The organism is Comamonas brasiliensis (assembly GCF_018292285.1).
Classification (GTDB): Bacteria; Pseudomonadota; Gammaproteobacteria; order Burkholderiales; family Burkholderiaceae_C; genus Comamonas; species Comamonas brasiliensis.
The window spans coordinates 18,764-40,203 of record NZ_JAANES010000002.1; the positions used below are offsets into that span (position 1 = coordinate 18,764).

At 64.6% G+C, this 21,440-nt stretch carries 19 protein-coding genes; 11 read left to right on the plus strand and 8 right to left on the minus strand.

Annotated elements, in window-relative coordinates:
- Positions 1-166: 166 nt before the first annotated feature.
- On the minus strand, positions 167-646 hold the full coding sequence (locus DJFAAGMI_RS08360) for a VOC family protein (protein ID WP_148748131.1): 480 nt from the start codon (positions 644-646) through the stop codon (positions 167-169).
- Positions 647-1,081: 435 nt separating this feature from the next.
- Between DJFAAGMI_RS08360 and DJFAAGMI_RS08365 the strand changes: the two genes are divergently transcribed.
- The 4 genes from DJFAAGMI_RS08365 to DJFAAGMI_RS08380 all read left to right on the plus strand — a co-directional run bounded on the left by DJFAAGMI_RS08365 (position 1,082) and on the right by DJFAAGMI_RS08380 (position 6,548).
- Positions 1,082-1,690, plus strand: a complete 609-nt coding sequence (locus DJFAAGMI_RS08365; RefSeq protein WP_211456803.1) for a (2Fe-2S)-binding protein — start codon at positions 1,082-1,084, stop codon at positions 1,688-1,690.
- A gap of 2 nt (positions 1,691-1,692) precedes the next feature.
- The gene (locus tag DJFAAGMI_RS08370) at positions 1,693-3,987 is read left to right on the plus strand and encodes a xanthine dehydrogenase family protein molybdopterin-binding subunit (RefSeq protein ID WP_211456804.1); all 2,295 of its coding nucleotides are present in this window, start codon (positions 1,693-1,695) and stop codon (positions 3,985-3,987) included.
- Between the two features lie 23 nt (positions 3,988-4,010).
- Positions 4,011-5,306, plus strand: a complete 1,296-nt coding sequence (locus tag DJFAAGMI_RS08375; protein ID WP_211456805.1) for a c-type cytochrome — start codon at positions 4,011-4,013, stop codon at positions 5,304-5,306.
- A 168-nt stretch (positions 5,307-5,474) separates the two neighbouring features.
- Positions 5,475-6,548 carry an XdhC family protein gene (locus tag DJFAAGMI_RS08380; protein ID WP_211456806.1) on the plus strand — a complete coding sequence of 358 codons (1,074 nt, stop codon included), beginning with the start codon at positions 5,475-5,477 and terminating at the stop codon, positions 6,546-6,548.
- A gap of 11 nt (positions 6,549-6,559) precedes the next feature.
- On the opposite strand, the gene DJFAAGMI_RS08385 is transcribed toward DJFAAGMI_RS08380, so the two are convergent.
- Positions 6,560-7,288, minus strand: a complete 729-nt coding sequence (locus DJFAAGMI_RS08385) for an aspartate/glutamate racemase family protein (protein WP_211456807.1) — start codon at positions 7,286-7,288, stop codon at positions 6,560-6,562.
- 57 nt (positions 7,289-7,345) lie between these two features.
- On the opposite strand from DJFAAGMI_RS08385, the gene DJFAAGMI_RS08390 reads away from it, so the two are divergent.
- Together DJFAAGMI_RS08390 and DJFAAGMI_RS08395 are read left to right on the plus strand one after the other, a co-directional pair.
- Positions 7,346-8,146 carry an AraC family transcriptional regulator gene (locus DJFAAGMI_RS08390; RefSeq protein WP_211457392.1) on the plus strand — a complete coding sequence of 267 codons (801 nt, stop codon included), beginning with the start codon at positions 7,346-7,348 and terminating at the stop codon, positions 8,144-8,146.
- Between the two features lie 118 nt (positions 8,147-8,264).
- Entirely contained in the window at positions 8,265-9,302 is a 1,038-nt protein-coding gene (locus DJFAAGMI_RS08395) for a DNA/RNA non-specific endonuclease (protein WP_211456808.1), read from the plus strand.
- 125 nt (positions 9,303-9,427) lie between these two features.
- Here the strand turns inward: DJFAAGMI_RS08395 and DJFAAGMI_RS08400 are convergent, their stop codons facing one another.
- Both DJFAAGMI_RS08400 and DJFAAGMI_RS08405 read right to left on the minus strand, forming a co-directional pair.
- Positions 9,428-9,727, minus strand: a complete 300-nt coding sequence (locus DJFAAGMI_RS08400; RefSeq protein ID WP_211456809.1) for a hypothetical protein — start codon at positions 9,725-9,727, stop codon at positions 9,428-9,430.
- Positions 9,728-9,926: 199 nt separating this feature from the next.
- The gene (locus DJFAAGMI_RS08405; RefSeq protein WP_211456810.1) at positions 9,927-12,158 is read right to left on the minus strand and encodes a hypothetical protein; all 2,232 of its coding nucleotides are present in this window, start codon (positions 12,156-12,158) and stop codon (positions 9,927-9,929) included.
- A 270-nt stretch (positions 12,159-12,428) separates the two neighbouring features.
- Here DJFAAGMI_RS08405 and DJFAAGMI_RS08410 point away from each other — a divergent pair, with 270 nt between their 5' ends.
- The 5 genes from DJFAAGMI_RS08410 (at position 12,429) to DJFAAGMI_RS08430 (ending at position 17,348) form a co-directional block, all read left to right on the plus strand.
- On the plus strand, positions 12,429-13,163 hold the full coding sequence (locus DJFAAGMI_RS08410; RefSeq protein ID WP_211456811.1) for a GntR family transcriptional regulator: 735 nt from the start codon (positions 12,429-12,431) through the stop codon (positions 13,161-13,163).
- Positions 13,160-13,981: a 3-hydroxybutyrate dehydrogenase gene (locus tag DJFAAGMI_RS08415; protein WP_211456812.1), complete on the plus strand. Its 822-nt coding sequence runs from the start codon at positions 13,160-13,162 to the stop codon at positions 13,979-13,981. Before DJFAAGMI_RS08410 ends, DJFAAGMI_RS08415 begins: the two co-directional genes overlap by 4 nt.
- A 108-nt stretch (positions 13,982-14,089) precedes the next feature.
- Positions 14,090-15,403: a fumarylacetoacetase gene (gene fahA / locus DJFAAGMI_RS08420; RefSeq protein ID WP_211456813.1), complete on the plus strand. Its 1,314-nt coding sequence runs from the start codon at positions 14,090-14,092 to the stop codon at positions 15,401-15,403.
- A 97-nt stretch (positions 15,404-15,500) separates the two neighbouring features.
- Positions 15,501-16,838, plus strand: coding sequence for an SPOR domain-containing protein (locus DJFAAGMI_RS08425; RefSeq protein ID WP_211456814.1), 1,338 nt, complete (start codon positions 15,501-15,503; stop codon positions 16,836-16,838).
- 162 nt (positions 16,839-17,000) lie between these two features.
- On the plus strand, positions 17,001-17,348 hold the full coding sequence (locus DJFAAGMI_RS08430; protein ID WP_249334097.1) for an I78 family peptidase inhibitor: 348 nt from the start codon (positions 17,001-17,003) through the stop codon (positions 17,346-17,348).
- Between the two features lie 15 nt (positions 17,349-17,363).
- Here DJFAAGMI_RS08430 and hemW read toward each other — a convergent pair whose 3' ends face one another.
- The 4 genes from hemW to DJFAAGMI_RS08450 all read right to left on the minus strand — a co-directional run bounded on the left by hemW (position 17,364) and on the right by DJFAAGMI_RS08450 (position 21,396).
- On the minus strand, positions 17,364-18,593 hold the full coding sequence (gene hemW / locus DJFAAGMI_RS08435) for a radical SAM family heme chaperone HemW (protein ID WP_211456815.1): 1,230 nt from the start codon (positions 18,591-18,593) through the stop codon (positions 17,364-17,366).
- Positions 18,594-18,769: 176 nt separating this feature from the next.
- On the minus strand, positions 18,770-19,372 hold the full coding sequence (locus tag DJFAAGMI_RS08440) for a non-canonical purine NTP pyrophosphatase (protein WP_043009205.1): 603 nt from the start codon (positions 19,370-19,372) through the stop codon (positions 18,770-18,772).
- A gap of 90 nt (positions 19,373-19,462) precedes the next feature.
- Positions 19,463-20,368 (minus strand): PP2C family protein-serine/threonine phosphatase, encoded by a 906-nt coding sequence (locus DJFAAGMI_RS08445; RefSeq protein ID WP_211456816.1) that lies wholly within the window; start codon positions 20,366-20,368, stop codon positions 19,463-19,465.
- Positions 20,365-21,396, minus strand: a complete 1,032-nt coding sequence (locus tag DJFAAGMI_RS08450) for a serine/threonine protein kinase (RefSeq protein ID WP_043009200.1) — start codon at positions 21,394-21,396, stop codon at positions 20,365-20,367. Before DJFAAGMI_RS08450 ends, DJFAAGMI_RS08445 begins: the two co-directional genes overlap by 4 nt.
- Positions 21,397-21,440 lie beyond the last annotated feature (44 nt).

Consider the following 21,440-nt stretch of genomic DNA (forward strand, 5'->3'; position numbering starts at 1 on the left):
AATTGAAAGCAATTTCACTGTAGGAGAGCTGTTTGCAAAGCGTTTGCCCTAAGACGTTCAAGGCTTGGCAAAGTGCGCCAGCGCATGCAGGCGCCCCGATGCACCCTTGCACCGGGTCGGCGCGACTCAGCTGGGCACGACCCGCCCTGCTATTTCAACCTACCGCCTAGCCGCGCCAGGCAGCCTCGATGGCGGCGATATCGATCTTCCTCATCTCCATCATGGCTTCAAAAGCCCGTCTGGCGGCGGCGCGGTCCGGGTCGGCAATGGCCGTGGTCAGCACGCGCGGCGTGATCTGCCAGGACAGCCCCCAGCGGTCCTTGCACCACCCACACTGGCTTTCCTGGCCGCCGTTGCCGACGATGGCATTCCACAGCCGGTCCGTTTCTTCCTGGCTGTCCGTCGCGACCTGAAACGAAAACGCCTCGTTGTGCTTGAAGACAGGGCCGCCATTCAGACCCAGGCAGGGAATGCCCATGACCGTGAATTCGACCGTCAACACATCGCCCTGCTTGCCGGACGGATAGTCGCCCGGTGCATGGTGAACCGCGCCCACGGCGCTGTCGGGAAAGGTCTGGGCGTAGAACCTGGCGGCTTCCAGGGCCTCGCCTTCGTACCAGAGACAAATCGTGTTTTTGCTGACCATCTTGGCTCTCCTGAACAGGAACTGATGAATGTCTGCAAACCCGCAGACCGCGGACCCCTCTCTAGCGAGGCGCCGATGCACAGGCGGCTTTCGGCGTCTGTGCATTGAAGCCGCATTTCCCCAGCGCTTCAATCCCCATATCAGGAGCTCAGGGTCATCCCCTGCTAAACATCCTGGCAGTCCGGCTCTCGCCATGGCTGCGGCCCGGACCGTTTCCGGTGCGCTTGGGGCCGCACGCGGAACCACGTGCGCCCTGCCTGGCCCCGGGGACGCACACCGGAACACTGAAGCCGCCGCTCGGCACCGGTCTGCTCACCCCTCGCTAGCGCACACCAGAGCAATCGAATCTGCTTTATATCAAGCGAGGCACCTTTATTTTTGTCTAGTCATATAATTGACTACACATATATAAGACTGACACTTGAAACCTACGTCATGAAATTCACTCTGAACGGCCAGGAAGTGGACGCGCAAAGCGCCGCTGCCGACACACCTCTTTTGTATGTGCTGCGCAATGACATGCAGCTCAACGGCCCCAAGTTCGGCTGCGGCCTGGGCGAGTGCGGTGCCTGCGCCGTACTGATCGACGGCAAGGTGGCGCGCTCCTGCTCCGTGCCTCTGAAGGCGGTCGACGGCAAGAAAGTCACCACGCTGGAAGGCCTGTCGCCTGACGCCAGCAAGGCCGCCAACGCGCAGGCCCTGCAGGACCGCGCCGTGCTGGATGTCAGCGCCGCCGAGACAAAGGCGCCAGCCACCCCGCGTACCTACACCCTGCACGTGGTGCAGCAAGCCTTTGTCGATGCACAGGCTGCGCAGTGCGGCTACTGCACCAACGGAATGATCATGGCGCTGGTCGCCCTGTTCAACCAGCAGCCCAAGGCCAGCGACGAAGAAATCAGGCACGCCCTGTCCGGCCATTTGTGCCGCTGCGGCACCCATGTGGAAATCATGCAGGCCGCCGCCCGCGCCCGCGAGCTGATTGCCAAGGGCCACAGCCCGGCCCTCCCCGCCGCCGGCGCATCCACCACCGCAAAGGCTGCCTGATCATGAAATTCTTCACCAAAGACAATCACGCTCAACTCACCCGTCGCCAGTTGCTCAAGGCCGGCGGCATGCTGATGGTCGGCTCCGTGGCAGGCGGCCATCTGCTGATGGCCCAGACCGCACCCGAAGCGGCTGCCAAGGGCGCTTTCCCCATTCCTTCTGCCAAGCTGGTGGACAGCTTCATCGCGATTGGCGCCGACGGCTCCGTCACGGCCTACAACGGCCACGTGGACCTCGGCACGGGCGTGCGCACGGCTCTGGGCCAACTGGTGGCCGACGAGCTGTATGTGGACTTTGCCGCCGTGACCATGGTGCTGGGCCACACCGCCCGCACCCCGGATCTGGGCCCCACCATTGCCAGCAACACCATCCAGGTGTCGTCCCTGCCCATGCGCCATGCCGCAGCGCAGGTGCGCCAGCTGCTGATCAAGCTGGCCAGCGAGAAATCCGGTGTTCCCGCTGACCGCATCACCACCCAGAAAGGCTTTGTCATCGCCGGCGGCAAGCGCTACGGCTATGGCGAACTGGTTCAGGGCCAGGATCTGCAGATCGAGGTTGACGACAAGATCGAGCTGCGCAAGTCCGGCTTCGAGTACATCGGCAAATCGGTGCAGCGCGTGGACATCCCCAACAAGGTGCTGGGCGCGCTGACCTATATCCACGACCTGCGCGTGCCCGGCATGCTGCACGGTCGCGTGATCCGTCCTCCCTACACCGGTGCCGATGCCACGGCGCCCCTGGGCTCCAGCCTGGTGTCGGTGGACGAGAAGTCCATCGCCCATCTGCCCGGCATCGTCAAGGTTGTGGTCAAGGGCGACTTCGTGGGCGTGGTGGCCGAGCGTGAAGAGCAGGCCATCGCTGCCATGCGCCAGCTCAAGGTCACCTGGAAGGAATGGAACGGCCTGCCCGATATGTCGCTGAGCGGCCTGCACCAGACCCTGGTGGACCACGCCAAGACCGACCGCGTGCTGCAGGAAGACGAAGGCGCGCTGCAGGCCGTCGAGCAGGTCAAGACTGCGCTGACCCGCGACTATGTCTGGCCCTATCACGCTCACGGCTCCATCGGCCCGTCCTGCGCGATTGCCGAAGTGGGCAACGGCCAGATCCAGGTCTGGACCGGCTCGCAAAACCCTCACGACGTGTGCAAGGACATTGCCAAGCTCATGGACGTGAATGCCGACAACATCAACGTCACCCGCCTCGAGGCCTCCGGCTGCTACGGCCGCAACTGCGCGGACGACGTCTGCTCGGATGCGGTGCTGATGTCGGCTGCCGTGGGCAAGCCCGTGCGCGTGCAGCTGATGCGCGAGCAGGAAGCCGGCTGGGAGCCCAAGGGCACGGGCCAGCTGATTCGCGTGCGCGGCGGCCTGGATGAGCAAAACAATGTGGCCGCCTACGAGCTGCGCACCTGCTACCCCTCGAACAACGCCTCGGCGCTGGCCCTGATCCTGACAGGCAAGGTGTCCGCCAAGATCGAGGCCCAGCAAATGGGCGACCGCACGGCCATCCCGCAGTACGAGTACCCCAAGATGCGCGTGATCTCCCAGGACGCCGTGCCCATCGTGCGCGCCTCGTGGATGCGCGGCGTCTCCGCCTTGCCCAATGTGTTCGCCCATGAGTCCTGGATCGACGAATGCGCCTACCTGGCCAAGGCCGACCCCATCGAATACCGTCTGCGCTATCTCAAGGACCCACGTGCCGTGGCGCTGATTGCCGAAGCCAAGAAGCAGTGCAACTGGCAGGAAGGCCCGGCGCGACGCAATGCGGCACCGGACGATCAGCGTCTGGTCAAGGGTCGCGGCTTTGCCTATGCCCGCTACTTCCACAGCAAGTTCCCCGGCTACGGTGCGGCCTGGGCGACCTGGGTGGTCGACGTGACCGTGGATCGCGAAACCGGCGAAGTCAAGGTCGACAAGGTCTTTGTCGCCCAGGACACCGGTACCATGGTCAACCCCGCAGGCGTGCGTCATCAGGTGCACGGCAACGTGGTGCAGTCCACCAGCCGCGTGCTCAAGGAGTTCGTCACCTTCGACAAGAGCGGCGTCACCTCCGTGGAATGGGGCGGCTACCCCATCCTGCGCTTTGACGAGCTGCCCGAGATCGACTCGCTGCTGGTCGAGCGCCCCAACGAGGCGCCCATGGGCGCCGGCGAATCGGCGTCCGTGCCCAGCGCCGCCGCCGTGGCCAACGCCATCTTTGACGCCACCGGCGTGCGCCTGCTGGAAGTGCCGTTCACGCCCAGCCGCGTGCTGGCCGCGCTCAAGGCAGCCAAGAGCGGCGCCGCCTCGTCCAAGTGACTCCACCGATAAAGAACATAGATATGCGAACGTTCCAAAAGATTCTGGCGGGCGGTGCGGCTGTAGTGGTCGTGCTGGCTGCCGCCGGCCTGGCTCTCACCCATCAGGGCGAGATTGCGCCCCAGTCAGCCATTCCTGCTGCCGACTTCACGCCCCAGCAGATTGCCAAGGGCAAGCTGCTGGCCGCCATGGGCGACTGCGCCGTCTGCCACACGGCAGCCAACGGCAAGACCAACGCAGGCGGTCTGGCCATGCCCAGCCCCTTCGGCACCATCTACACCAGCAACATCACGCCCGATCTGCAGACCGGCATCGGCAGCTGGAGCTATGAAGCCTTCGAGCGCGCCATGCGCCACGGTGTGGACCGCGAAGGCCAGTACCTCTATCCCGCCTTCCCCTACACGGCCTTCAGCCGCGTGACGGATGAGGACATGAAGGCCTTGTACGCCTTTCTGATGAGCGAGCCCGCCGTGGAGAACCAGCCGCCCAAGACGGAGCTGAACTTCCCCTACAACGTGCGCCGCGGCATTGCGGCCTGGAACTGGCTCTACCTCAAGCCCGGCGTCGTCAAGGACGATGAAAAGCAGGCTCCCGAGTGGAATCGCGGTGCCTACCTGGTCGAAGGCCTGGGTCACTGCAGCGCCTGCCACACACCGCGCAACGGCCTGGCCGCCGAGAAAACGGGTGAGTTCCACCTGACCGGCGGCAGCGCCGAAGGTTGGGATGCCCCCGCTCTGACGGACAAGACGGCCTCGCCCCTGCCCTGGACCAAGCAGGATCTGGTCGACTACATGAAGACCGGCTTCTCGGCCCGTCACAGTGTGGCAGCCGGCCCCATGGCTCCCGTGGCCCACGGCCTGTCGCAGCAAAGCGATGCCGATCTCGACGCCATTGCCACCTATCTGATGAGCTACCGCAAGGCCGACGCCGCCCCTGGCGATGCCAAGGCACTCATCGAAGAGAAGACCGCCAAGCCCAAGTTGGCACTCGATGCCGAAGGCTATCGCCTGTACCAGGGCGCCTGCATGGCCTGCCACAAGGCAGACCCCTCGGGCAGCAGCTTCGGCGTGCGACCCCAGCTGGCCCTGAGCACCAGCCTGCACTCCGCATCGCCCGACAACGCCATCATGGCCGTGCTCGAAGGCGTGCAGCATCCGGCCCATGCCGACCTGGGCACCATGCCGGCCTTCCGCCATGCGCTCAGCGATGCACAGATCGCCACCCTGCTCAACACCATGCGTGCCCAGTACGGCGTGGACGAGTGGAAGGACCTGCCTGCCAAGGTAGGCCAGCTGCGCAAGCAGACCCAGGCGCATTGACAGCAGGCGCTGCCAAAGCGCTGCACCGCTCTGCACAAGCCGGCCTTCCCTGTCCTTCAGGCCTCGGAAGGCCTTTTTGCGGGTGATCATTTACGGGTAGCGCCGCTACCCGGTGCCCGCCTGATGCTTCAAAATTGCGGCGAGCGAGAGAAACAGAGAAAGCAAGCAATGGACAATATCGACGTCTTGGTACTCAAGGCACTGCGTGACTGGCGCTCGGCCGGCCAGCATGCCTTGCTGGCCACCGTGGTGCGCACCTGGGGCTCGTCCCCGCGCCCCGTGGGCTCCATGATGGCCTTGCGCGAGGACGGACGTGCCATTGGCTCGGTATCCGGCGGCTGCATCGAGGACGACCTTATCGCCCGCCACACCAAGGCCCTGAACCAGAACCTGGGCATTCCGGACGGCCCGCCGCAGCTGGTGCGCTATGGCGTGAGTGCCGACGAGGCTCACCGCTTCGGCCTACCCTGCGGCGGCACGCTGGAGCTGCTGCTGGAATTCAACCCCGATGCGGCCAGCCTGCAGCAACTGGTGGCCGAGCTGGAAGCCGGATCACTGGTGAAACGCAGCGTCGATTGCAGCAGCGGCGAAGTCCGCCTGCAGACGGCAGAGCACCCCGACGCGCTGGAGTTTGACGGCCAACAACTCGTCAACCACCTCGGCCCCGGCTACCGCATGCTGCTGATCGGTGCGGGGGCCCTGGCCGAATACCTGGCCACCATGGCCTTGTTCAACGGCTTCACGGTCACCATCTGCGACCCGCGCGAGGAATACATGGGCAGTTGGTCGGTGCCCCAGGTCAACACCGTCACCGACATGCCGGACGATGCGGTCACGGCCTTCAAGCCCGATGCGCGCAGTTGCATCGTCGCCCTCACCCACGACCCCAAGCTCGACGACCTGGCCCTGCTCGAAGCCCTGCACAGCCCCGCCTTCTATGTGGGCGCCATCGGCTCGCGCCGCAACAACCACGCAAGGCGCGAGCGCATGATGGAGCACTTCGGCGAGACCGAAGCCTCGCTGGCCAGGCTGCGCGGCCCCATCGGCCTCTATATCGGCAGCAAGACTCCGGCAGAGATCGCCGTGAGCGTGATGGCCGAGATTCTGGCCGTGAAGAACGCCGTGCCGCTGCCGCAGGCCATGTCGGTGGAAGTGGCCAAGCACGAGCATGACATCGCCATGAACGAAGCCAGCACGCATTGCGCCATTCCGGAAATTCTCCAGCCGGGCTCGGCGCACTGAGATCCGTCAGCTCAGTCCTGCAGCGCAAAATCCACGGCCGCTGCAGCATGCAAAGCCGTGGTGTCCAGCACCGGCAGCACGCTGTCTGCGGGCTTGATGAGCAAGCCGATTTCCGTGCATCCCAGCACCACGGCCTGGGCTCCGCGGGCCGCCAATGACTCGATGGCACGCTGATAGAGCTTGCGCGACACATCGCTGATCTGCCCCGCGCAAAGCTCCTCATAGATGATGCGATGCACCTGCGTGCGCTCGGCTTCGTCGGGCACCAGCACCTTCAGGCCGAACTGCTGCTCCAGCCTCTCGCGCATGAACGGCTGCTCCATCGTGAAGCGCGTGCCCAGCAGCCCCAGCACCTGCACATCGGCTGCACGCGCAGCCGCCCCGACCGGGTCGGCTATGTGCACAAACGGAATCGACACCGCTGCCGCCACCTGATCCGCCACCTTGTGCATGGTGTTGGTGCAAAGCAGCACACAGTCGGCGCCCCCGGCTTGCAGGCGCCGGGCAGCATCGGCCAGCAGCGCCGCCGCATCGTCCCAGCGGCCTTCATGCTGGGCCTGCTCGACAGGGCCGAAGTCCACGCTATACATCAGCAGTCTGGCCGAGCGCAACGCACCCAGACGCTCCCGGACACCCTGGTTGATCAGGCGGTAGTACTCGGCGCTGGACTCCCAGCTCATGCCGCCGATCAGGCCTATGACGCGTTGCGGCCCGGTGCTTGTTTGCAGGTCTTGATTCATGAGCAGCAGTGTGAGGCCGGCCGGCCGCCATCGTCTATCATGAAATTTCAGCCCGCCATGAAGACCCATCTGATTCAGCCTTCGGCAACCGATACGCCATCCGTGCAGATCCATTTGCTCGGGCGCGCCGCCTACAGCAGCCGCGACCCGGTGCGCATGCATGCGCTGGGCATTGCGCTGCAAAGACAGCAAGGCGTGCACGCCATTGCCTCCGACAGGCGCGAAGACTTCGACACCTGGCCCGGCACCCTGAGCTATACGCCGCCAGGCGTCGAGGTGTTTTCCGAATCGGCCACCGGTGGCGAATATCTGGTGCTGCGCTATGCCGCCCATGAGGCTGACGCGCCCAGGCCGTCGCAGCGCATCTCGCAACATGGCCAGCGCTCCGCATTGCAGATGGCACTGCATCTGCGCCTGCTGCTGCTCAGCCCCCGGCCGGAGGCTCTGGCCATCGAGCAGACTGCGCTGCAGTTCATGGCCTGCCAGGAGGGCAGCGCCAGCAAGGCCGACGCCCGCCCCGGCACCGGCTATGGACGCGTGCTGGACCGCATTGCCGCCGAGTTCGAGCGGCCGCTGAGCATTGCCGATCTGTCCGCCATGGTGGACACCAGCCCCTTGCGCTTTCTGCGCGAATTCACACGGCTTACGGGCATGACGCCGCATGCCTGGATCACGGAGACCCGGCTGCAGGCTGCGCGCGCCATGATGCGAAGTGCCGAACTGCCCCTCACGCAAATCGCGCTGGACTGCGGCTTCAACCACCAGTCGCATATGGGCCAGCTGTTTCGCAAGCACCTGGGACTGACGCCGGGACAATATCGGCAGCATCATGGCCTGAAGCACCCAGGCTGCCCCTGAATCACAGGCCTCTTGACCGACAGTTCACATACGGTTTCATTGCCGGACACACAAAGTGCGGCCGGCGGCCCGCATCACGCCTCAGGCAGCATTCAGGCGGCGTACCATTGCCGCCTGAATGACGACCGCCAAGAAAAAGAAAACGCCTGCGCGCAAGCGCGGCACCGCTTCCAGGACTGCCGGCTACAGCTTCTCACGCATCAGGCGCTTTGCCCTGTCTGCGGGCGCTGCGGCACTGGCCAGCTTCCAGATTGCCAGTTGCAGCTTCAACCCCAGCGTCTCCGCCGAGAAACTGCTGGGCCGGGCGCTGGCAGCCCTGCATATCCCCGAACTCGATGCGCTCGGCCAGACCCTGCAGGCCTTTCGCAAGAACGGCTGGCCGGATCTGGATGGTCTGCGTTCCGGCTCCGGTTCCAGCTCCGGCACCCACACGCCCAGCGTGGGCGGCAAGGTGGACAAGGCCGATGTCACGGCCACGGCCCTGCCCACGCACTTCGCCCGCTGCCCGCAGTTCTTTCCCGGCGGCAAGGCTCCGGCCCTGCAGCTTCACCCCCGCGAGCGCGAGCTGTGCTTTTCAGGTTTTGCCGTGCTGCACAACGGCAGCACCAAGACCCCGGTATTCGTCGCCGAGCGCCTGAATCGCCAGGTGCTGCAGCAGGCCCAGGGCTTGCAGCGCAGCGACAAGTTCTATGCCGACGCCCGCCTGCCGCGCGCCGAGCGCTCCGAACTCGACGACTACAAGCGCTCCGGCTTCTCGCGCGGCCATATGGCCCCGGCAGCCGACATGAGCACGCCCGAGGCCATGGCCCAGAGCTTCAGCCTCGCGAACATGGTGCCGCAGAACCAGGTGCACAACGCGGGCGCCTGGAGCCAGGTGGAACAGGCCACGCGCAAATATGCGCTGCGTGCCCGGGGCGATGTCTTTGTCTTCACCGGCCCTGTCTTCAACAAGAACGCCGCCACCATCGGTGAGAGCAAGGTGGCGGTGCCCGATCACCTCTTCAAGCTGGTCTATGACGCCAGCACCGGCAAGAGCTGGGTGTACTGGCAGGCCAATAGCGCCGACACCCGCATGGGCCCGCCCATCAGCTACGAGGAGTTCACGCGCCGCACCGGCATGCCACTGCTGTCGGCCGTGCATCTGCCTCAAGCATAAAAAATGAGCTAACTACGCAAGTCATTCAACGACTTCAACGGCATTTGATATTGAAATCATTGATTGACGAGCGCAATAAGCTCACTTTTCAATAGCTAAAAAGCTCCGCAGAGATTGCGGGGAACTCAGGCCAGCTCGCCCGCCAGCCGGCGCACCACCTCGGACAGCACCTGGGCCTTCTGGCGGGTGCGCTCATTGGCCATGCCCGTGAAGCCACGCTTGGTGGCCGTGTGGTGCAGCGTGTGGCCGACCTGACGGCGGTACAGCGCACGCGCCCGATCGCGCATGGCGCGGGCGCGCTGCAACTGCAGACGGCGCTGGGCCGGGCTCAGCCTGACCAGGGCCGTATCGGACCGGGAAAGATCGTAGAGCTCACGCTCATTGGTGGCGAGAAGTTCATGCGCGGAATGGATGGGACGTCCCATGGCTTGCTCCTGTCATCAAATGCAATGAAAAAGCACCTTGAATGCATGCACATCCAAGATGCTTCGGTGAGTACAGAACAGCACTCTAGGACAGATTCCGGCTCCAGCCCCCAATACCGCACCCATGCAAGCGGTATTGGGTGGTGCAGCGAAGCGATGGGCCTTCCGCCAGCCTCTGCAGACGGCGCACGCCTATGGCTTACCTGACAGCGGACTCTGCTGCGGCCGCTGCCGGTGCGGTGACCGCTGGCGCGCTGGCCGCCGCCGGGACATGCTGCCAGCTGGCGGGCAGCACGGCGTCCAGCCAGTGCATGCGCCAGGACAGCAGCACGGCAAGGGCCAGCAGCGCCAGCAGGCACAGGCTGTTGCGCAGGCCGTGGCTGTCGGCATAGGGGTCGGCAAAGTTGCGCTTGGCATTGACCGGCACCCTGGCCGTCTGCGACAGGCTGCGACCCAGACCCAGATTGATGTTCATGCGGCCATTGATGGCCCAGCCGCTGGCATCCAGAATCGGTCCCAGGCTGCGCTGGCGCAGCTTGAGCCAGGCAATCAGCATGCTGGGGCCGGAGATGGCCAGGATCAGGCCCAGAATGGCCACCGGAATCCAGGGCCCCAGTTCGATGAACTTGCCGAAGATGCCGACGATCACGGCGCTCAGCGAACCCAGCGCCACGCCGATGGCGGCCACCGTGCCCACATCGGTCTTGCGCGTGGCGGCGGCGGCCGGCGCTGCGGCAGCCGACGCTGCGGTCAGTTCCTTGGGCGCCGTCACCAGCTTGGTCGCGTTGTCGCCGAGGCTGGTGTTCACCACATCGTTCTTGGCCGCTGCATGCTTGGCGACCTGCTCCTCGATCATGCGCAGGAACTTCTTGTAGGGCGAGAAGAAGGCCTGGCCGATGCTGGTCGGGTTGTCGATGAGCTTGACGATGGTCGCATCCCAGTCCTGGCCCGCACGGTCGTAGAACACGCCGTTGCGCCCCACGAACAGAAAATCCACATCGCCTGCCGTGAAGGCCGCAACGATGATTTTCTTCTGCCCCTCGCGCTTGCACTCGCAATAGGCCAGATAGGTTTTCGCCATGGCGGCCAGTACCGAGTGGGCGGCAGCATCGGCCACCTCCACGGTCAGATCGCAGCTGCGGCCGTCCAGGAACAAGGTTCCGGCCTGGAAGGCAGCGCCTTCGCGGCGATAGAAGCTGGAGAAGGAGACAAAGTTGTTGAGCAGAGGCAGCAGATCGCGCTGCAGCCGGATCAGCTTTTCCAGGGCCATGGCCTGCACGGCATGCTCCTTCTCGGCATCGTCCTGGTCCAGCAGCTGCATCAGCGCGTCCTTCAGGCCGCTGGCCAGCAGCTGCTGCACCTCGGCCTCGGCGATCGAGCCCAGCGGCGTGGCCGGGCACTCGGCCAGCCATTGCTGGCAATGGGCCAGCATGGTCTTGAGCTGCTCCCACTGGTCTTCGGTCAGCGCGCTCAGGGCCTCGCCGAACACGGGCTGCACGGCCTGCTCGCGCAGGGTCTGCAGGGCCGCTGCCCAGGCGGGGTTGACGCCATGCACCAGCGGCAGGCTGCGCTCGCCGGTGACGGCGGCCAGCGGCAGCGCCGCCAGAGACTCCGAGGCATTGCTGAGCACCTGCGCTCCCAGAGCCGCATAGCCTTCTTCCGTGGGGTTGAGCGGCGCCCGTGCATTGGCATCGAATTCCACCAGTCGTGTGCGCGCAAAAAAGTCATCGACCTTGGCCTGCACGGCGTTCACGGCCTCGGCCGCCGCCAGTGCCAGCGCACGCGGCTGCAAATGGCAGCCCAGCTCGGCCGCCTGGGCAAACCAGGTCTGCAGGGCTTGCACGTCCTCCCAGAAGGCCTCTGCCTTGCTGCGATCGATGCCGGGCACGCCATCGCTGCCGTCCACGGCACCGTACAGCTCCTGAATGCGCGCAATCAGAGCGGCCAGAGCCTCGTCGCCTTCGGCCGTGGCCGCACTGACGATGCCGTCGCCATTGAAGCGCAGGGCCTGCAGCGAGGCCATGCGCTCCTGCACCTGGGCCAGCGTGATGACTGAGGCATCGGACAGGCCCGCGAGCTCCAGCACGCGCCTGGCTTCGGCCAGCAGCAGCGCGCCTTCTGGCGTCGCATCGTTGATGCTACGCAGCTGCAGCACATCGCCGCCATCGGCCAGCACCTGCGGGTCACGCACTCTGGCCACGGCCCATTCACAGGCGGCCACCAGCTCGGGGGGACGGATGCGGCCGTCCTTGCTCTCGTCGATCAGATCCAGCGTCGCGCTGTCGAACTCGATGCCGCGTGTGGGACAGGCCAGGGCCACCCACAGCTTCTGATCCAGCTCACCAATATGGGCAATGTCCTGGCCCGTGCGAATGACCACCTGGTCCACCTCGCCGGCGCGGAAAAACTGCCACTCGTACTGCTTGTGCATGAAACTACCAACTCCCTGGCGGGGGATCTCCCCCTATCAAAGCGCATTGCAACCAATGGCTGCTTGCACTGTCCGCTATCAAAAGCTTGGAGTTTAAAAGTCATTTGCACCAACAGAATGGTGACATTTGTGAACTCTTGCGCTGCACACGGCCAGGTGCGCTGCAGGTCTCTTTCTCATTGATCCATTCCGGGCGTCTGCGTAATCCTCTTAATAAAGTATTTATTTAGATACTTTATTTGCTACACTGGCCCCGTCCAATCCGCGCCCATGACTGCTGTGTCCACCGCTTCCCAATCCCGCGACAAGCTGCACCTGCAGCTGGCCCGACTCTTCCGCAACAAGATCGCGACCGGCGAATGGGCGCTCGGACACAGCATTCCCACGGTCGAAGAGCTGGAGGCGCTGCACAGCGTCTCGCGCACCACGGTGCGCATGGCCGTGCATGCGCTGGTCGACGAAGGCCTGCTGGAGACCCGCAAGCGCGGCGGCACCAGGGTGGTGAGCCAGCCCTGCAAGCCGCCGTCCTTTCTGCTGCCCACCAGTTGGCGGGAGCTCGTGGCTTTTGGCGAGCAGATTCAGCAGACCACGCTGCAGCAGGCCAATGACTGCGTGCCGCCGATTCCGGCCGGCTTTCCCAGCCCTGGCGAACTGGCCCCGGCCTATACCTATTTTCTGCGCGTGCACAGGCATGGCGAGGCCCGCTTTTGCCTGTCCGAGCTGTACCTGGAGCAGAACCTCTATCCCAAGCTGCAGGAGCAGCTGGAGCGCGCCACGCTGGCGCAGGCGCTGGGCAACGACCCCGCGCAGATCGCTGCAGCGCGCCAGTACCTGAGCGTGGCCCCGGCCGACGAGCTGATTGCCGAGCACCTGGGCGTGCCGCTGGGCACGCCGCTGATGCAGGCGCTGCGCTGGGCCCGCAACCCCCAGGGCCTGGTCGTCTACTGGGCCAAGGTGCGCTTCATCAGCGAATACGTGCACATGGAAATGGACTTGCTCAAATGACCGCCGTCCTGCCGCTGAACCCGCCCCTGTCCAAACCCCATGCCGGTCGTGTGGCCTGGATCACCGGCTCCACCAGCGGCATAGGCTGGGCCGTTGCCAGGCAGCTGGCCGGCGAAGGCGCCGCCATTGCCCTGCATGGCAGCGCCCAGGCGTCTGCCGACACCGATGCCCAGCTGGCCGAGCTGCACGCACTGGGCGTGGCCGCCCGCTATTACCCGCTGGATCTGAGCGACGGCCAGGCCATTGCGCCCCTGGCCCGGCGCATCGCCGCCGAGCTGGGCGCGGTGGACATTCTGGTCAACAACGCCGGCATCCAGCATGTGGAATCCGTGCTCAGCTTTCCGCCAGATCGTTGGAACACCATGCTGGCCGTCAACCTGAGCGCACCGTTTCACACCATACAGGCCTGCACGCCGGCCATGCTGGAGCGCGGCTGGGGGCGCATCATCAATATGGCCTCCGTCAGCGGCCTGGTCGGCGTGGCCCACAAGCCAGCCTACGTGGCCAGCAAGCACGGCCTGCTGGGCCTGACCAAATCCGTGGCACTGGAGCTGGCCACCACGCCCGTGACCTGCAACGCCATCTGCCCCGGCTGGGTGCTGACGCCGCTGGTTCAGGCCCAGATTGATGCCCTGGCGCAGCGCGAGCAGCTGGACGAGGCGGCAGCCCGTGCCAGGCTGCTGGGCGCCAAGCAGCCTTCGCAGGCCTTTGTGACGGTGGAGCAGGTGGCGGCCCTGGTCGGCTTTCTGGCCAGCGACAACGCCGCCCAGGTACGCGGCGCGCAGTGGAATATGGACGGGGGCTTCACCGCCGCTTGAGTGCGGCACCGGCAAGACTCTATCTATCGGTTACCCATTCACGGCTGATGGCGCTCGGCAGATAAGCGCTACAGCCTGTTTTATTCAAATCGTTCCAAGGAGATGAACATGGCATTGAACGAAACCCACGACGCCGGCCTGCAAAGCTGGGTCGCCAGCGCCAACACCGGCAGCAGCGACTTTCCCATCCAGAACCTGCCGTTTGCCGTCTTTCGCCGCAAGAGCAGCAGCGAAGCCTTCCGCGGCGGCGTGGCGATTGGCGATCAGGTGCTGGATATGGCGGCTGTTCGCGATGCCAAGGCACTGAGCGCCGATGTGCAAGCCCAGGTCGAAGCAGCGGCGCAGGGCCAGCTCAACAGCTTGATGGCCATGGGCCCTGAGGCTTGGTCGGCCCTGCGCCTGGCCCTGTCGCGCGCACTGCGTGCCGGCGCTGCCCAGGAAGCCGCACTCAAGGCCTGCCTCGTGCCCCAGGCCGATGTGGAGTACAGCGTACCCGCCCAGGTCGGCGACTACACGGACTTCTACACCTCCGTGCATCACGCCACCAATGTGGGCAAGCTGTTTCGCCCCACCAACCCGCTGATGGAAAACTACAAGTGGGTGCCCATCGGCTACCACGGTCGCGCGTCCAGCATCCGCATCTCGGGCGTGGACTTCAAGCGCCCCAACGGCCAGCTCAAGGCCCCCGATGCCGACCCCGTGCTCAAGCCCTGCAACCGTCTCGACTATGAGCTGGAGATGGGCATTTACGCAGGCTCGGCCAATGCCTGGGGCGAGGCGGTCGACATCGAGGATGCCGACCGGCATATCTTCGGCCTGTGCCTGCTCAACGACTGGTCGGCCCGCGACGTGCAGGCCTGGGAATACCAGCCGCTGGGCCCGTTTCTCTCCAAGAACTTCGCCACCAGCATCTCGCCCTGGATCGTGACGCTGGAAGCACTGGAGCCCTATCGCACGGCATTCGTGCGCCCGTCCGAGGACCCGCAACCCCTGCCCTACCTCAGCTCCGAAGCCAACTCGCAGCGCGGAGCGCTCGATGTGCAGCTCACGGTCGCCATCCAGACCGAGAAGATGCGCGCAGAAGGCAAGGCCGCCGAGCAGATCACCCGGACCAGCTACCGCCACGCCTACTGGACCATGGCCCAGCTGATTGCCCACCACACCGTCAACGGCTGCGATCTGCAACCCGGCGACCTGCTGGGCACGGGCACGCTGTCCGGCCCCACCATGGCCGAAGCCGGCGCCCTGCTGGAAATCACCGAAGGCGGTAAAAAGCCCCTGAGCCTGAGCAACGGCGAAACCCGCACCTTCCTGCTCGACGGCGACGCCGTGGTCTTTACCGGCTGGTGCGAAAAGCCCGGTGCCGCGCGCATCGGCTTTGGCGAATGCCGCGCCACCGTACTGCCCGCGCACCAGGCCTGAGCGCCTTGACCATCCCGCAAAGAACCGGCCTGGCGCCGGTTTTTTTGTTGGGAATCTGCCCTCGGCCTGTTCGTAACGCCATGACACAATTGCAGCCATGCCTTCCGCTTCGGACACCCCCACCCCTGCGCTCGCCCCCACTGGCCGGAACACGCGCCAGGAACCTGTGCTGGACCAGCCTCTGCGCTCGGACGCCAGCCCCCTGCCTGCCTCCATCGCCGGAGCCTTTGCAGCAGCGGCCTATTCCATGCAGCACAGCCTGCAGCACGAGGCCGGGCAGACCGCTGCGCCCGAAGAGGAGGATAGCGGTCTGCTGCCCCAGCTCTATGCCAGCCGCCTGAACCCGCGCTCGCGCGACTTCTACCTGGCCCAGTTCAAGCGCTTTGACGCCCTGGACCGCAGCCTGCCCAGCTGGAATATGGCGGCCGCCTTGCTGACCCTGGCATGGTGCAGCCTGCACGGCCTTTGGCGCGAGGCTGCCAAATACCTCGCAGCCGTGACGGCAGCCGCGCTGATCTGGTGGTTCGGCCTGCGTCCTGCCCTGCCCGAGGCCATGGCTCTGGGCCTGGGCATTGCCCTGTGGCTGGTCGCCGTGGCCGTGCCCGGCCTGCTGGGCAATGGCTGGTACTGGCGCAAGATCAAGGCCCAGACGCTGCAGGCGATCACGGACGCGCCCAATATGGCCGCAGCCCATGCCAACCTGCAGGAGCAGGCTGCAGCGCCGCGCAACAGGACTGCCGCCATGCTGGTTCTGGCCCTGCCTGTAGCCGCAGCCGCAGGCGCAGGCATGGCACTGCTGCCCCCCGAAAATCCGGCACCGCTGCCAAGCGCGGAACCTGCAGCCATCACCAGGCCCGCAGCCGACAGCGCCACCAGCGCCGCCGCCCCTCGCACCATGGCAAACCCGGTCCCGGCAGCTCCTGCCGCCGCTGCCACCCAACCCGAGACCCGCCCACCAGAGCCGGCGCCCACCGCAGCAGCCGAAACGGGCGCCAGCGCCGGCAAAGCGGCGCCCCAAGCCCCTGCCCTGGTGCCAGACAAGACAGCGGCCCAAGTCGAGCCCAGCAAAAATCCGCCGGCGACACCGGCTGACAAGCCCGCCGCCAAGCCTGCGGCAGAGCCCAAAGAGCAGCCCGTAAAAGCCGCGTCAAACACGGCGCCGCAAGCCGGAACGGATCTGGTTGCAGGCAAGTTCTATCTGAATCTGGGCGTCTACTCGGAGACCCGCAATGCCGAGAAGATCGTGGCCCAACTGAACCAGTCCAAGCTGCCCGCACTGACGCAGAAGATGGCCAGCAACAAGGGCGAAGTCATCCGGGTACGCAGCGGTCCCTTCGAAAGCCGCAAGCGCGCCGAAAAGGCCGCGCGCAAGCTGCAGGCTGCGAATATCGAAGCCGGCATCTTTCAGAGTGCGGACGGAACCCACAAGCCATAGACCAGACGCAAGCACGCCAGGAATTAGTGAAAAAACACCATCAATCCCTTGATGGCATTGCGCTTATAGCTATCAATTCCGATGACCACCTTGTTGCACCCGCTTGCATATCGGGGTCTGGTCTGGCAGGCGCGGCTACCTGGGGGCGCTATGGTGTGGGGCATGAAGCATAGAACCACTACTTTGCCAATTTCCGCCCGCGCCTTGCTGGGCCTGACCGGTGCCACTGCGGCCTTGCTGATGGCCGGCTGCGCCAGCAATGGCACAGCCACCGACGGCACGCGCGCGCCGCCTGCACGCCAGCTGCAGGTATGCCATGCCGAGCCGGTACAGATCTATCTGGGCCACAACACCGTGGCGTCGACGCTGGAGACCATCCGCCAGAAGTCCGGCTCTTACCTGCTGCGCGTGCTGCGCGAAGGTCAGCCCGCCACCATGGATTACAACCAGGAGCGCCTGAACGTCATCACCAATGACGCGGGCAAGATCACGGCGCTGCGCTGCGGCTGAATCTCCTTGCCAGGCCTATAGGAACATTTCCTGCAGGTCACTGAGGAAGTCGAAGCCACGCTCGGTCGGCACCACGCGACCCAGGTCGCGGGTGATCAGGCCCTTGGCCTGCGCCTGATCCAGTCCCTTGGCGATGGCTGACATGGGCAGGCCTGTGCGCTCCATGAACTCCTGCAGCGCGAAACCGCCGCGCAGGCGCAACGCGTTGAGCATGTACTCGAACGGTAGCTCTGCGCGCTTGACCTCGTTGTCCTGTGCCAGCGGCGTGCCGGCCAGCGCCATGTCCATATAGCGAGCCGGATCGCGGAAACGCACCTGGCGCACGATGCGATGGGCAAAGCTCAGCTTGCTGTGCGCACCCGCGCCAATGCCCAGATAGTCGCCGAACTGCCAGTAGTTGCTATTGTGAAAGCACTGGTGGCCTTCCTTGGCATAGGCCGAGACTTCGTAGCGCTGCATGCCGGCTCCCTGGGTGCTGGCCGTGATCAGGTCCAGCATCTCATAGGCCGTATCGTCCTCGGGCACCACGGGCGGGTATTTGGCGAAATAGGTGTTGGGCTCGATGGTCAGGTGATAGATCGACAGATGCGGCGGTGCAAACGACAGCGCCGTGTCCACATCGCGCTGCAGATCGGCAAGACTCTGGCCGGGCAGCGCATACATCAGGTCGATATTGAAGGTCTCGAAATTGTCAGCCGCCTCGCGCACCGCAGCCTGGGCCTGCGCCGCATCATGCACGCGCCCCACGGCCTGCAGATAGCGGTCGTCAAAGCTCTGCACCCCTATGGACAAGCGGTTCACGCCGGCCGCACGGAAGGCCTTGAAGCGGTCCTTCTCGAAGGTGCCGGGGTTGGCTTCCATGGTGATCTCGCAATCGGGCTCCATGCGCAGACGCGCACGCAGACCGGCAATCAGCTTGTCTATGGACTCGGGCGAGAACAGGCTGGGCGTGCCCCCGCCCATGAAGACGCTGTGCACCGTGCGCCCCCAGATCAACGGCAGTGCGCTCTCCAGATCGGCCATCAGGGCATCGATATAGCGGTCCTCGGGGAGTGCATCCCCCTTGGCCCAGGCATGCGAGTTGAAATCGCAGTACGGGCATTTCTTGAGACACCAGGGCAGATGCACATACAGCGACAGCGGCGGAAGGCTGCCCAGCTGCAGCGTGCCGGGACGCATGTAATGCTGAATATCGCGCTGCACCGCCGCTTCGGCGGTCTCTGCTTGAGGCTGAATGGGGATCATGGGAAATATGCTTTTCTAGCGCAAACAAAACCGACGCCGCTAAAACTAGCACACCCCAGCCAGGGGACAGCAAGCAAGGGCCTAGGCGGCCCCGCCGCCCCGCAGCGAGGCCGTCGTCCCCATCCCGCGAAGCGAGAGAGGGGGAAGGCGCAAAGCGCCTCAGGGGGAACCGCTGGTTATAACCAGCGCTCCTTCACCATCTCGATCATGGTGCGCGAAGAACGACCGCGATGGCTGTGGGCATGCTTGAGCTCGGGCGTCATCTCGGCAAAGGTCAGGCCCAGCTCGGGGATCAGCAGTACCGGGTCAAAGCCGAAGCCATTGCTGCCACGGCGCTCGGTCGTGAGCAGGGCCTGTACACGGCCCACGGCAATCAGTGGCTCGGGGTCCTTGGGCGAGCGCACCCCCACCAGGGTGCTGACCATGGCGGCACGGCGATTGGCCACGCCCTGCATCTGCTCGAGCAGCGCGCGCACATTGTTGTCGTCGCTCTTCTCGTAGCCGAACTGGGTGCAATAGTAGGCCGTATCTACGCCGGGCAGACCGCCGAAATGATCCACGCACATGCCGGCGTCATCGGCAATGGCAGGCAAGCCGGTCTTCTCGGCCGCGAAGCGCGCCTTGGACAACGCATTCTCGACAAACGTGCCATAGGGCTCGGGAGCTTCGCCTTCGAACAGATCGCCCTGGCGAATCAGCTCCACGCCCAGCGGGGCAAACATGGCCTGCAACTCGACGAGCTTGCCGCGGTTGTTGGATGCCAGCACAATTTTCTTCATAAAAATCCATGCAAACGCTTGTGGCGATTGCGCAATCAGCTATTGATTCAGTAGTTTCAAGCCCAGGCCTGCTGCAGCCTGCAACCCGATTCAGGTCTTGGCTTTCTGGCGCTGTGCCGAGCGACGTATGGCCTCGTTGATTTCGGCGATCGATCGCTCGATGGCCGCGTCGTCGAGCTCATCCTCGCAGTCTTCGAGCGGCCCCACCTGTATCGTGGACTCAAAGCCCTGATCCTCGATCTCCTGGGTGGAGATGGAGGACGGTTCGAAATTATTCGGTGTTTCCCATACCAGTGCCAGCACGGTGACATTGTCGCTGCTGTCCCCGGCGCGCTTGAGTGCGGTGTCGACCAGCATGGGCACAAAGTGGGCCACGGCCTTGCCGTTCATGATCTGGAGAATTTCCGGCGTCGGCATCGCACCCCAGAGGCCGTCCGAGCACAGCATCAGCTGATCGCCTTCCTCCAGCCGCCTGGTCTCGCTCACATCGAAGATGGGCTTGGAGGGCGAGCCCAGGCAGGTGAACAGCACATTGCGGTTGGCCTGGGCGAGCACGGCCGAGACCTTGCGCATCTCGGTGTACGAGTGGTCGCGCGTGCGCTCCACGAGCTGCCCCTCGCGCACCCAGTACAGGCGCGAGTCGCCGCAATGAATCCAGGTCACCTTGCCTTCCTGCAGCACCGCCGCCACCAGCGTGGTGCGCGGCGTGTCCATCATGCCCTTGGTGCTGGCATAGCGCAGGATCTGGCGATGGGCCAGCAGCAGCGCCTCTTCCAGGAACCCGGCCGGATCTTCCACCAGTGGCTTGGCCTTCTGCTGAAACAGCGTGGAGACCACCTGCAGTGCAATCTGCGCGGCCACCTCGCCGTCCGGATGCCCGCCCATCCCGTCCGCCAACACGAACAGCGCCGCCTCTCGCGTATAGCAGTAGCCCATACGGTCTTCGTTGAGGGCACGGCCTCCGCGGCGGCTGAGCTGGAAGACGGAAAATTTCATGGTTTGCGATTGCTGTCGGTCACCGCTCCACGTTCGGAGCCGCCGAGTTTCTGAAGATTCTTCCTGGCGTCATGCACCATATTGTCAAACTGCATGCGCATGCGTTCCTGCATGCTGAGCTTTGTATAGCGACGCTCGCCCTCGCGGCTCAGCTCTTTTTGCAGGGCAAACACCGACTGCGGGCGCGAGAGCGGGTCCATGGCCATGCACCATTCCACGACCTCGATCAGATTGTCCGAATACACGCCGCGCAGCTTGTTCAGGGCCAGGGCCAGTCGGTCCTTGTCCTGACGCTGCGGTGCTTCGTTGGGCGGTATGCCCTGCATGCAGGCATAGATGCAGGCACCAATGGCGTAGATATCGGTCCAGGGACCCAGCTGGGAGTCGCGCCGGTACATCTCCGGGGCAGCAAAGCCCGGGGTGTACATGGGACGGATGAAGTTGCCCTCTTTCGACAGCACTTCGCGCGCCGCGCCGAAATCGATCAGCACGGCCTTGTCGTCATTGGTGATGAAGATATTGGCGGGCTTGATGTCCAGGTGCAGCATCTTGTGCTGATGCACGATGCGCAGGCCGCGCAGCACCTCGTCGAACAGGGAACGGATGGTCGACTCTCTGAAGACCTTCTCGGCCTTGAGCTCGCGCGCCGTGACGATGAACTCCTGCAGGGTCGCCCCTTCCAGGTAGTTCATCACCATGTAGACGGTTTCGTTTTCACGAAAGAAATTCAGCACGCTCACCACGGAGGCGTGCGAGATCTGCGCCAGCGAGCGCCCTTCCTCGAAAAAGCTCTTGAGCCCGAGGCGGTAAAGGGACAACTTCTCTGGCGCCACGACGGGCTGCAGTTCGGCGGGCGCCCGAGTGGCAAGCGAAGCAGGCAGATACTCCTTGATCGCTACCTGCTGGCCATCGCCATCCAGAGCCAGGTAGACAATCCCGAACCCCCCCGAGGAAATCCTGCGCACCACCCGGTATCCGCCTATTGTGCTGCCCGGCGGTAGGGGCGCTGGCTTGTTTTTAGTAGACATTTTTTACCGGTAAACCTCAAGGATGATTCGAAACCCGGATAATC

Excerpts from the sequence above, each read along its gene's own strand:
- DJFAAGMI_RS08395 (WP_211456808.1), top strand. The coding sequence starts at position 8,265 with ATGACGACCGCCAAGAAAAAGAAAACGCCTGCGCGCAAGCGCGGCACC.
- DJFAAGMI_RS08445 (WP_211456816.1), bottom strand. The coding sequence starts at position 20,368 with ATGAAATTTTCCGTCTTCCAGCTCAGCCGCCGCGGAGGCCGTGCCCTC.
- DJFAAGMI_RS08385 (WP_211456807.1), bottom strand. The coding sequence starts at position 7,288 with ATGAATCAAGACCTGCAAACAAGCACCGGGCCGCAACGCGTCATAGGC.
- DJFAAGMI_RS08375 (WP_211456805.1), top strand. The coding sequence starts at position 4,011 with ATGCGAACGTTCCAAAAGATTCTGGCGGGCGGTGCGGCTGTAGTGGTC.
- DJFAAGMI_RS08440 (WP_043009205.1), bottom strand. The coding sequence starts at position 19,372 with ATGAAGAAAATTGTGCTGGCATCCAACAACCGCGGCAAGCTCGTCGAG.
- DJFAAGMI_RS08425 (WP_211456814.1), top strand. The coding sequence starts at position 15,501 with ATGCCTTCCGCTTCGGACACCCCCACCCCTGCGCTCGCCCCCACTGGC.
- DJFAAGMI_RS08360 (WP_148748131.1), bottom strand. The coding sequence starts at position 646 with ATGGTCAGCAAAAACACGATTTGTCTCTGGTACGAAGGCGAGGCCCTG.
- DJFAAGMI_RS08450 (WP_043009200.1), bottom strand. The coding sequence starts at position 21,396 with ATGTCTACTAAAAACAAGCCAGCGCCCCTACCGCCGGGCAGCACAATA.
- DJFAAGMI_RS08365 (WP_211456803.1), top strand. The coding sequence starts at position 1,082 with ATGAAATTCACTCTGAACGGCCAGGAAGTGGACGCGCAAAGCGCCGCT.
- DJFAAGMI_RS08370 (WP_211456804.1), top strand. The coding sequence starts at position 1,693 with ATGAAATTCTTCACCAAAGACAATCACGCTCAACTCACCCGTCGCCAG.
- DJFAAGMI_RS08400 (WP_211456809.1), bottom strand. The coding sequence starts at position 9,727 with ATGGGACGTCCCATCCATTCCGCGCATGAACTTCTCGCCACCAATGAG.
- DJFAAGMI_RS08430 (WP_249334097.1), top strand. The coding sequence starts at position 17,001 with ATGAAGCATAGAACCACTACTTTGCCAATTTCCGCCCGCGCCTTGCTG.
- DJFAAGMI_RS08380 (WP_211456806.1), top strand. The coding sequence starts at position 5,475 with ATGGACAATATCGACGTCTTGGTACTCAAGGCACTGCGTGACTGGCGC.
- fahA (WP_211456813.1), top strand. The coding sequence starts at position 14,090 with ATGGCATTGAACGAAACCCACGACGCCGGCCTGCAAAGCTGGGTCGCC.
- DJFAAGMI_RS08405 (WP_211456810.1), bottom strand. The coding sequence starts at position 12,158 with ATGCACAAGCAGTACGAGTGGCAGTTTTTCCGCGCCGGCGAGGTGGAC.
- DJFAAGMI_RS08410 (WP_211456811.1), top strand. The coding sequence starts at position 12,429 with ATGACTGCTGTGTCCACCGCTTCCCAATCCCGCGACAAGCTGCACCTG.
- DJFAAGMI_RS08415 (WP_211456812.1), top strand. The coding sequence starts at position 13,160 with ATGACCGCCGTCCTGCCGCTGAACCCGCCCCTGTCCAAACCCCATGCC.
- hemW (WP_211456815.1), bottom strand. The coding sequence starts at position 18,593 with ATGATCCCCATTCAGCCTCAAGCAGAGACCGCCGAAGCGGCGGTGCAG.
- DJFAAGMI_RS08390 (WP_211457392.1), top strand. The coding sequence starts at position 7,346 with ATGAAGACCCATCTGATTCAGCCTTCGGCAACCGATACGCCATCCGTG.